The following is a 9,570-nucleotide window of genomic DNA, read 5'->3' on the forward strand; positions in this document are numbered from 1 at the left end:
GCCTCAGATGGGAGCACTGTCGCCCTCCCAGCCGCCATGCTCTGCCAGATAGGTGGCGGCAGGGGTTGCTGGTGCAGCAGGTACGGCAGGCTGCTGTGCGGGCGCCTGGCTCGCATCGGCGTCCTGCTCATCCTCGGGATGATCCAGGCCCACAGGCGAATCGTTGCGCGGCCAGCCTTCGGGCCGGTGGTAACGCCACACGCGCACGCCGCCGATCATCCTCTTCAGGTGCTCCCAGCCCTCATGCTTGAGCCAGGCCGAGATTTGCCCCTGCAGCCCAGGCGGTGCCTTGGCCACATCCACCCCCAGCGCCTGCACCAGCTGCCCAATGGTGACGTGCGGCGCCTCAGCATGCACAAAGCTGCTGGGGCCAGTGGCGTTAGGGTTCGGCTTGCGCGTAAGCACTGCCAGCAACTCTGACTCGATGGCCGTCTCCACCAGGCGAGATTCCTGCATGCGCCGGAACAGGCGCGCCTCCTCCTCGGGCGTGGGCGTGTAGTGCACGCCCTCCAGGTACAGCGCATAAGCCTCAGCCATGAGCTGCTCCCGGTACTTCTCCACCCACTCGGTGTTGATCTGGTGGCGCACCGGCACAGGCCAAAAGCGCCGGTTGCCCGTGCGGTCGCGCAGGTAGGTATCCTCATTGGTGGTGCCCACCAGCACGCACTGGCGCGGGAAGGCCTCCACCGTGGCGCCATACGCCACGCGGTAGCGATCGACCTTCGAGGAGATAAACGCCTTGATGGCGCCCACCTCAGCCTTGCTGAAGTGGGTCAGCTCAGCAATCTCATACAGCCAGCAGCCCTGCACTTGCTCCGGGCCTTCCTTGCCGCGCCCCACCTCGAAAGGCGTGTCGCTGTAGTAGTCACCACTTGCCAGGGCTTCCACCAGCGTGGACTTGCGCAGGCCGCCCTCGCCTTCCAGCACCGGGCAGTAGTCGAACTTGCAGCCGGGCTCCATCACCCGGTACACCATGCCCAGCACCCAGTAGCGGCCCACCAGGCGCAGGTAGTCGGCCAGGTCAGGGCGCACGGCGTCAGGCGTCTCGCCCAGTACGTGCATGAGCCACTTGTCCAGGCGCTGCTTGCCATCCCACTCAAGGCGGCCCAGCCACTCACGCACGGGGTGGTAGCGGTTCGCGTGGGCGACTGTCTGTATGCCTTCCTCCAGGCCTGCCTTGGAGATGGCAGGCAGGCCCCAGCTATCCGACATCCACTTGCCCAGCAGCAGCGCGTCGGCGCCACGGATCTCGCCCGGCTTGCTGCTCGGCCACGGGAAGGCCTTGCGGCACACCACCGTGTTGCGCAGTTCGTCGTAGGCCACCACGTCGCGCAGCTCAGGCGCCCGCTCCAGCGCCGCGATGACGGTCTTGCGCGAGACGTTCCAGCGCTCTTTTTCCGCGTCGTAGAACCAGCTCAGCCACTCGGGCACCAGGCGGCTGCCACACTTGACCATCGGCCCAGCATCGTCCTGCTCCGGCTCCGGCATATCGCCGCCCTGGGTGCCAACGGGGCCATCGATTTTTTTGGCGGGCGGGGCCACCGCGGCATCGACCAGGGCCACGGCCCGGCCAAAGAACTCAAGCACCTGCTCGCCCGTCCAGCCATCGGTCTGAATGGCATCCTTGCAGTCCCAGCCATCGGGCTTCACGCCCGGCTGGTCGATGGGGAGCAGCTGCACAGTGCAGCCGTGTGTGTCGCGCAGTACAGCGCCAATGCCGCGCATGGCCTTCATGCCGGGCTGCTCGTCGTAGGCCAGGTAGGGCTTGGCGTCTTTCAGGGCCTGCAGCGCCGCCAGGTACTCGGGCGCGTCCTTCAGGCCAGCCGCATCGGCAACACCCAGGCGCTCGCACCACTCGGCCTCCAGATCCTTGCGCTCCTTTACGCTGGGCTGCTCCCTCTTGCTGTCGGTGTCTGGCCACAGGATCACCGTGCGCCCAGCCAGCCAGTCCCATGCCACTTTTTGCCATGCCTTGCAGCCACCAGGCCAGCCCGCCACCACGTAAACCCCGGGTGCGCTGGCATCCAGCAGGGCCTGCAGCACGGCGGCCTTGATCTCCCCCTCCACCAGCACCACCGTGCGGCCCTCGGGCAGTGTGCGGCCGGGCAGGTACAGCGGGCGCGGCTCCTCCCACTGCTTCCAGTGCCAGCGCGCGCCGCCCTTGGTCTGGCTCTCGCACCACGTGCGTGCAATGTCGTCCTTGCCGCCGTCGCTGGTGCGAAACCGCACCACGTAGCCCAGCAAGTCCGCGTCACGCCAGTACTCGCTCACGTGCACGATGTCCTCATCGGTGCGGTGCTGATGCTTGAAGGTGACCTTGGGCGCATAGCCAGGCACAGGCACGATAGCCTTCCAGCCCTCACGCTCCTGCGCAGGCTTTGGCGGGGGTGCAGGGCGTGGCGCACGCACCGGGGGGGCGCTGCCATCGGCAGACTTCACCACGCCCGCCACGCTCTCCAGGCCTTCGGCACGGGCCAGCTCCACGCAGGCCCTGGCATTGCTCAGGCCATGGATCTTGGCGTACAGACTCACCAGATCGCGGCCTTTTTCATCGCCCGAGAAGTCAGCCCACTCGCCCGTGTTGAGGTTGACGCTGCAGCTGGTGCCCTTGCCGCCCGCCAGCGAGCCACACACATACTCATGGCCACGCTGCACACCGCCCGGCAGCCAGGCAGCCACCAGATCGGCAGCACGGGGAAGCAGTGCATCGGCCAGCGCCGCAAAATTGAGGGGTGGCAGCTTGTCTTTATCGCTCATGCGCCACCCCCCGCGAAAACCAGCGGCCCCGGCACTATATGAATGCACCCCACCATGAATAGCTCCTCTTGCTTGGATAAATCAAAACTGCCCTACTCGCTGCTGCTCGACCCGCAGACCCAGCGCGCAGCGGCCTACACAAACACCCACCTCACGATCACGGAGGAGGCCTCGAAAACGCTGCTGGATTACGCAAAGGCGCACACGGCCAAGTCGGCACCCTTTGATGCACGCGAACACGCGGCAGGTATGCCCAACAGGCGCCCGCTGCCCGCCTGGGCCACACCAGAGGTGCAGGAGCGTCTTGTCTTGATCTGGATAAAGCGGCCCCACGGCGATGCCCCCGAGGAGGAGTGGCAAGCCATCCCGCCGCGCTGATACCCGCCCAGTGCATGGGCGGCTTGCATCACAACCATGGCCTACCCCCAGGCGCGCAAGAGCTGCGCCATGCCCGCATCGTTCGCGGCCGAGGCCTGGGCCGCCATAGCGGCGGGCACGTACTCGGCCACTGGGCGGTTGCGGTAGGGCACCGGGCGCTCATGCACCAGGGCCAGCACGCCATAGCGGTGCATGTCGCGCACTGTGCTTCGCGCGGCATCCAGGCCCACGCAGGCCTCGGCCGCCATTTCACGCAAGGTGGGGCCACGCCCGGCCGCAGCGCGCGCCGCCAGGCTCTCGCAGGCACGCAGCAGCGCCTTGCGCACGTCTCCCGCTGGCCTCATCTCGCGCCCTCCACAGCCGCACGGTGGCTGAGCACATCGGCGTCATGCCTCGCGCGCATGTTGCGCAGCAGCACCTGGCCAGCGCCCACCACATCGGCCCACTGGCGCTCCAGATCCTCCAGCTCGCGCCGGGTAATGCGCCCGTCTGCCTCTACGTTGGCCACGGCCATGACCACCTCGGCGCACTCTCTCATCAAGAGCGCCACGTCCTGCGCCGATGCCGAGCGCACGCTGCCATCGCGCGGCAGCAACACCAGCATGGCGCCCAGAGCGTCGGCCACGGAGTTGGCATAGGCCAGGGCGTACTCCCCGCCCTGCTCTTGGGCCAGCACCGTGATTTCGAGGGCATCAACAGCGCCCAGCTTGTAACCGGGCGTGCCGCGCAGCTCGCGCTCCAGCGTGCCGGGCTGCTTTTGCAGGCGCAGGGCCATGGCATCCAGACCCCCAGGGTAGTGGCGCACCGCGCGCCGGGCGGCATCAAGCAAACTCATAGTGCAAAACCTTGTGCAAAGGGCTATGGATTGACCGGCGTGCGACTGCGAGACTGCACGCCATGGAGAGAGGAAAAGAAAGCCACCCGCACCGCAGCCATGCGAAGCGCCGCGCACCTGCCCGCGCGCGGCACACCAACATGAAGGGAGAGGAGCAACCCCCTGGCGGCATGGCCTGGGGCGGTGCGGGTGGGAAAAGCAGCTCACGCATTTGCACAACCGTCAGACGCGCTGCAGATCGGCGGCGCCTCAACCGCCGTAGGATGGTCGATCTCACCCGAACCACCCACCGCAGAAGAGGCGCCAAAAAACATGAACCTGACAAACATCGCCGAGCAGGTGACTATCACTGTGGTCAGTGCCGCACTGCTTTGGCTTGGGGCCAAGCTGCTCAACTTGGCCTGGAAAAAAACGGAACAACTGGCTGCCAAGCTCAAAAACCAGTACCAGAACAACGCCCTAATCTCACCCCGGGCGCAGGAAAGGATTTCCCGAATGCGCGAAATCATCTTGGTCGCATGCTTCACGACCATGCTTGGCTTTCAGATTCGCTCGACAGGCCCAGCACTACAGGCATGGGATGTTGTTGCGCTGAGCGCTTGGACTTGGTGCCTACTGACCACGCTGCTACACATAGCCAGAAAGAAGTAGCACCCCTACGCATGGGCCGCCCCCTGCGCTTCTGTATTGATAGCTGCTGGCGCTTGATGGGTGGGCGCTACAGGCGTATTTGGCTCGGATTCAGCCAGCTCTGGCCAGATCAGGTGCCAGTCGTCAGGGCGCAGGTCCCGGCGGGTTACCGCGCCGTTCGTGGCGCGCTCGATGGCAACACAGTGCTGAATGGGAACCGGGCGACAACCGTTCGCCCACTGCCCAATCAATTGAGGGGGCATCCTCATCTCGGCAGCGAGCGCCGATTTCCGCCCTCGCTTAGCGGTGTAGTCATTGAGCTTCATGCCTCAATCATAAGCGCGTCGCTTATTTAACTCAAGCGCAGCGCTTCTTCCATTAACTAAGCGTCTCGCTTCCAATCAAGAGCACATGAAGACAATCGCAGAAATCAGGCGCCGGAACCTGGATGTGCTCGCGCAGCAGCACGGCTCTGTTGAAGCCGTGGCGACGATGGCTGAGACATCGCCCGTATACCTGAGTCAGATAAAAAATCAGTCCGTGGACATCAAGACTGGCAAGCGGAGACAGATGGGGACAGTTTTGGCAAGAAAGCTGGAGGCTGGATGCGGCATGCCTGTTGGATGGATGGACACGGATCACGAAAGTCCCCCTCCAGCCTCACAGGCCCCTACCTCCGCTCCCGTGCCATTGACACGCAACGACCGTTGGCCTTTCGAGGTAGCACAAGAGCGCCTGCAGGTGCTGCACGACTGCGACTGGATTCACCTGAACAGCACGATCAAGGCCATAGTGGAAGTACGAGAGAGGGATAACCTCGCCCGAAAAAGCGCGAACTCTCGGAGCTAGGCCCACGGCAAAGATCTACAAGTTCCGACCAAGCCACAGATCAGGCCCGCCAACATGAGAATTCACGAACGCTTCGACAGCCCGCCGCCGTTTCAAAATGATTTTGATGCGCGCATCAATGGCCCAGATCGCGGCGTTATCAACGCCTGGCTGGCCGGCATTGCCAAGCGTACCGAGTGGCCCACCGTTGCTAGCAGGGCGGAAGCTGGGGAACTGCCTGTGCTGCCCTATCGCGGCGGCATCGCCAAGCCGCTCAAGAACCCCATCACAAAACTGGGTTCGCTTCTGTACGTGGCAATGTGGCACGGCCTGCGCGGGGAGGACCTGATGCTGGACACAGATCACGAGCCGAGCATGACATGCACAAGAACCGGCGTGCGTTTTGTCTACACACTGAATACCGCCCGGCTGCTGGCCATCCCGCCCGAAGAAGACGAACAATGAGCAACATCTACGCCCGCCAAGCCATCACCTTCCGCAACGAAATGCGCCAGAGCTGCGCGGCCCTGATTGGCATTGCCCAGGGTCTGCTGGCGGATGGCGAGCTACGCGACAAGGAAATACTGTTTTTGCGCGACTGGCTGGCGCGCTCGCAGAACATCGCGCTCACTTGGCCGGGCAACATCATTGCCGGACAAATCGAGCAAGCCATCGCGGATGGGCATATCTCCGAAGAAGAGCGCCAACACCTGCGCAACACACTGGAAAAGCTGGTGCATGGCGCCCTCGATGAAGCCGCCTCCTCCCCCATAGCAACCCTGGCCCTGGATGAAGCCGTGACCATCGACATAGAGGGACGGTCTTTTTGCTTTACCGGAGATTTCGCCTTTGGCCCCCGCACGACCTGCGAGGCGGCCGTTCTGCGCCGGGGCGGCATGGTCGGGAACGTCACCAAGAAGCTCAATTACCTGGTGGTTGGTGGGCTTGGAAGTGCCGAATGGAAGCATGGCAGCTTCGGCACAAAAATAGAAAAGGCCATCAGCTACCGCTCAGCAGGCCTTCCTGTATGCATAGTGCATGAAGACATCTGGGCAACCGCCCTGGCCTGCTGAGACAGCCGATCCCTCACTGGCCGTTCGACATAGCCCAGGATCGCCTGCAGGTGCTGGAGCCCAGAGATTGGGACATGCTGAACAACACCATCCGAACCGTAGTGGAGGTGCGCGAAGGCGACCTGCGCGCTCGTAAAAGTGCACGTGCCCAGGCATAGCGCCAAAACGGCGCAGATTATCCCTTTTCCCACCCGAAGCACCACCCCATGAATAGCCTGCATGCCAACCGCGAGCCATCCGCTCCCCTGCCGTCGCCCAGTGGCCCCGCCCCTCGCGAACCAGGGGATACGAACGGACGCCCCTATCCCATGCCTCTATCTTGAGCATGCACGTGGATCAGTGCGATTGCAGCCTCTGTAAACTCATATCACATAAGATATAATGCCAAGTCTCATCTTGACGCCCGAGATCATGCAGGAGATTGACAACCTGCAAAGCACTGATCTTGAAGCGGCAGCGGCGGCACTTCTGCTGCTGGAGTCTCTCCAAGATGATCCTGAGTTGCTGGAAGACCTATGCGTACCTGACAACCACTACCTTTACTGCCCGCCCTTCGAGGTCAAAAGGTTCGGCGAGGCACAAAAGCGCGGCTACAACATCTACATCCTCAAGTTTTTGGACGAAGATGGCAGCCTGCCGAGCTACCGCATATTCATTGGGTTCAACGCACAGAGGAGCACTTACTATGCACTCGCAGTCACAAACCGCAGCGTCGCATATCGTCCGGGTGACGACGCCTTCAGGCACCTTCTCGCTCGATACGAACAGTGCGACATTCCAAAATACCGTTGACATGGGCAACGTAGCAATCGGTGCAGTCACCTTTCGCACCACGCTTATGCGTCACGACAGGACTGTGGTGGTTGAAGACTCGCAATCTGACCCGGTGCTGGCACGCGGCGGCATGGAGCTGGGGCAATATCTGGCCCAACAAGAGCGCAACCCCGCCATGGCAGCTGCCATGGCAGCCATGCGCCAGCGCATGGCTGCCGGCCGTACCGCATGCGGGCTGGCCACGCTGCGCCAACGCAAAGGCCTGTCCCAAGCACAACTGGCCGCATCACTTGAGACGAGCCAGCCGAACATTGCCCGGTGGGAAAAGGATCCTGAGCAAATGACTGCCAGAAGCATCCAACGCTTGGCTGTGGCTCTGCAGGTGAGCGAGCAGGATATACACAACGCGATGAAATCGACGGACAGCGCACGTGCACAGGTGCGGCCGCACACGCAGGTGGAACATGCAGACCATTGACGCCCGCAGTGTCAGCGCCATTTATTGCGATGACATCCGCCAGGAGGTGGGCGGCAAAATCACGGTGGTGGGCATGTATCCCCAGGGCTCGCCAGTGCAATTCCCTGCACAAGGCGCTGTCATGCTCCACAAGTTTTGCGTGATAGGCCACATCCGCACCCCACTCGACCGCCCCTTGAAAAGCCTGGTGTGCGAACTTCGACTTGACGACGAAGTGCTGCACCACGTGGAATTGCCGCCCGATGCACTGAACGAGAGAGAGCCTACACGCCCTGGACGCAAAGGCTTTACCGCCCAGCTTGTCATGGAGTTTGGCAACATGGTGCTCTCACGCGAGGGGGTGTTGCGCTTCGTAGCCATTGTCGACGGCACGGAGGTTTACGAATGTCCCGGCCTGGAATTTACAAAAAAGCCGCACACAGGAAACGCACATTAGCCTGTTTTGGCCTGGGAGCGTCAACTCCTGCAAGCCCAAAGCGCCAGCCCAGCCATTAACGGCGTGGCTGCCGCAGCCATAACAATGCGGTTGAGCCACACCGCAACCATGTCGCTGACGGCACGCAGGCGTATCACACGCCCTGAAGGCCGGGCACGATGAAACAAAGCCACAACACTATCTCTATGAGGATGCTTCCGCGTGTAGCTGTCCGCGTGGGCCCTTCATGCCCGCATGTAGTGCAATACATGGGCGCGCTGTTGGCGGTTAGCTTCCTGAAGATGTACCACCCAATGGCAGCAAGTATCAATAACGGGATGAGTCCAGAGCCTGACATTTCTCTCTTCCAGTGGTTTGTAGTTAATTATCTTTCTTGGGGGCGCTACATGCTGCCCGCCCGCCGCGCGGGAAGATGTACACCCGCGCCGTCTTCGCTGCGAGGGCGTCTCTCGGCAATCATTTCGAGCACTTCCATGACGCTCAGTAAGCCCTTGTCACTTGTGCTGTCGACTACCCACGAAGCCCGCAACGCGGGCTTTTTTCATGGTGTGCCCGATTGAGCGACGGTGCGCCAACCGCCGAAGATAAATAAGCGTATCGCTTGATTTGAATAAGCGCGTCGCTTATATTGCACCCATCGTTCACAACGAAGGGCAGCAATGCACACCCATCCCACCAGTGCACACGTGTGCACATCACCAGCGCTTGGTGTAATCCAGGCACTCAGCCACAGCGGCCTTGATGGCAGTGGTATCCGCGTAAAACGCGCCGCCCGCGTGGTCTTGTTGCAGCGCCTGGGCGCGGGCCTGCTGCTGGCGCTGCCATGCAGCCAGGAAGCCCTTGCGGCGCCAGAAGTGCATGCGCTGCACCAACTTGTCAATTTCCACAATGCCAGGCCCGTGCCTGTAGGCGCTGGGGCGGGCGTGCTCCTGCAGCAGCCAGGCACGAACTGGCTCGGCAGCCTCGTTGAACTCTTTTCGCATGTCCCGCCAGAGTGCCGTGCGGTGCCCCACCAGCAGCCCAAGAAGGAATGTGAGCAGCGAAAGAAGGGGGTGTTGGAGCAGTTCAGTCATGACCATCCGGTGTTGTTCAACCTGCTGGCGGCCGCAGTCGGGCGTGTCCGATTTTTTGTGTAAACGGTTCGGACTTCAATTGACGGAGATGCGGTCTCCGAACTGAATGGTAAATCGGGTCAGCGCGGCCTTCCAATCTCGGATGGGCAGGGTCCACTTCTGGCTGATGTTGCGCAGGGCCAGGTAGAACAGCTTGGTCAGCGCCTCGTCGCTGGGGAACGAGCCCCGGTTCTTGGTCAGCTTCCTCAGGCTCATGTTCACCGACTCGATGGCATTGGTGGTGTAGATGACCTTGCGGATTTCCGGCG

Annotated in this window: 14 protein-coding genes; 8 read left to right on the top strand and 6 right to left on the bottom strand. The window is 62.4% G+C overall.

Annotation, left to right across the window (positions count from 1 at the left end; translation table 11 throughout):
- Window positions 1–3: 3 nt before the first annotated feature.
- A complete protein-coding gene (locus BN2503_RS09675) occupies window positions 4–2,757 on the bottom strand; it encodes a VapE domain-containing protein (protein WP_054256450.1) in 2,754 nt (917 codons plus the stop codon).
- A gap of 54 nt (window positions 2,758–2,811) precedes the next feature.
- On the opposite strand from BN2503_RS09675, the gene BN2503_RS09680 reads away from it, so the two are divergent.
- On the top strand, window positions 2,812–3,135 hold the full coding sequence (locus tag BN2503_RS09680) for a hypothetical protein (RefSeq protein WP_054256466.1): 324 nt from the start codon (window positions 2,812–2,814) through the stop codon (window positions 3,133–3,135).
- Between the two features lie 41 nt (window positions 3,136–3,176).
- Here the strand turns inward: BN2503_RS09680 and BN2503_RS09685 are convergent, their stop codons facing one another.
- Both BN2503_RS09685 and BN2503_RS09690 read right to left on the bottom strand, forming a co-directional pair.
- Window positions 3,177–3,479: a hypothetical protein gene (locus BN2503_RS09685; protein WP_054256451.1), complete on the bottom strand. Its 303-nt coding sequence runs from the start codon at window positions 3,477–3,479 to the stop codon at window positions 3,177–3,179.
- Window positions 3,476–3,970, bottom strand: coding sequence for a phage regulatory CII family protein (locus BN2503_RS09690; RefSeq protein ID WP_054256452.1), 495 nt, complete (start codon window positions 3,968–3,970; stop codon window positions 3,476–3,478). The genes BN2503_RS09685 and BN2503_RS09690 overlap by 4 nt, the downstream gene beginning before the upstream one ends.
- A gap of 312 nt (window positions 3,971–4,282) precedes the next feature.
- On the opposite strand from BN2503_RS09690, the gene BN2503_RS20005 reads away from it, so the two are divergent.
- Window positions 4,283–4,621, top strand: coding sequence for a hypothetical protein (locus BN2503_RS20005; RefSeq protein WP_139235426.1), 339 nt, complete (start codon window positions 4,283–4,285; stop codon window positions 4,619–4,621).
- A gap of 5 nt (window positions 4,622–4,626) precedes the next feature.
- On the opposite strand, the gene BN2503_RS19345 is transcribed toward BN2503_RS20005, so the two are convergent.
- The gene (locus BN2503_RS19345) at window positions 4,627–4,926 is read right to left on the bottom strand and encodes a transcriptional regulator (protein WP_074930256.1); all 300 of its coding nucleotides are present in this window, start codon (window positions 4,924–4,926) and stop codon (window positions 4,627–4,629) included.
- A 577-nt stretch (window positions 4,927–5,503) separates the two neighbouring features.
- Here BN2503_RS19345 and BN2503_RS09705 point away from each other — a divergent pair.
- The 6 genes from BN2503_RS09705 to BN2503_RS20010 all read left to right on the top strand — a co-directional run bounded on the left by BN2503_RS09705 (window position 5,504) and on the right by BN2503_RS20010 (window position 8,749).
- Window positions 5,504–5,893: a hypothetical protein gene (locus BN2503_RS09705; RefSeq protein WP_054256455.1), complete on the top strand. Its 390-nt coding sequence runs from the start codon at window positions 5,504–5,506 to the stop codon at window positions 5,891–5,893.
- Entirely contained in the window at window positions 5,890–6,501 is a 612-nt protein-coding gene (locus tag BN2503_RS09710; RefSeq protein ID WP_054256456.1) for a BRCT domain-containing protein, read from the top strand. Before BN2503_RS09705 ends, BN2503_RS09710 begins: the two co-directional genes overlap by 4 nt.
- Window positions 6,502–6,897: 396 nt before the next feature.
- Window positions 6,898–7,293, top strand: coding sequence for a hypothetical protein (locus BN2503_RS20490; protein WP_158447349.1), 396 nt, complete (start codon window positions 6,898–6,900; stop codon window positions 7,291–7,293).
- Between the two features lies 1 nt (window position 7,294).
- On the top strand, window positions 7,295–7,753 hold the full coding sequence (locus tag BN2503_RS20495) for a helix-turn-helix domain-containing protein (RefSeq protein WP_054256458.1): 459 nt from the start codon (window positions 7,295–7,297) through the stop codon (window positions 7,751–7,753).
- On the top strand, window positions 7,740–8,189 hold the full coding sequence (locus tag BN2503_RS09725) for a DUF6941 family protein (protein WP_054256459.1): 450 nt from the start codon (window positions 7,740–7,742) through the stop codon (window positions 8,187–8,189). Before BN2503_RS20495 ends, BN2503_RS09725 begins: the two co-directional genes overlap by 14 nt.
- Window positions 8,190–8,347: 158 nt before the next feature.
- Window positions 8,348–8,749 (top strand): hypothetical protein, encoded by a 402-nt coding sequence (locus BN2503_RS20010; RefSeq protein ID WP_139235427.1) that lies wholly within the window; start codon window positions 8,348–8,350, stop codon window positions 8,747–8,749.
- A 135-nt stretch (window positions 8,750–8,884) separates the two neighbouring features.
- Here BN2503_RS20010 and BN2503_RS09730 read toward each other — a convergent pair whose 3' ends face one another.
- Complete coding sequence (locus BN2503_RS09730) at window positions 8,885–9,262, bottom strand: hypothetical protein (protein WP_139235428.1); 378 nt, start codon at window positions 9,260–9,262, stop codon at window positions 8,885–8,887.
- A 75-nt stretch (window positions 9,263–9,337) separates the two neighbouring features.
- The coding region (locus BN2503_RS09735; RefSeq protein WP_148639744.1) for a transposase at window positions 9,338–9,570 on the bottom strand (233 nt) is incomplete at its 5' end.

Source organism: Paenacidovorax caeni (assembly GCF_001298675.1).
GTDB lineage: Bacteria > Pseudomonadota > Gammaproteobacteria > Burkholderiales > Burkholderiaceae_C > Paenacidovorax > Paenacidovorax caeni.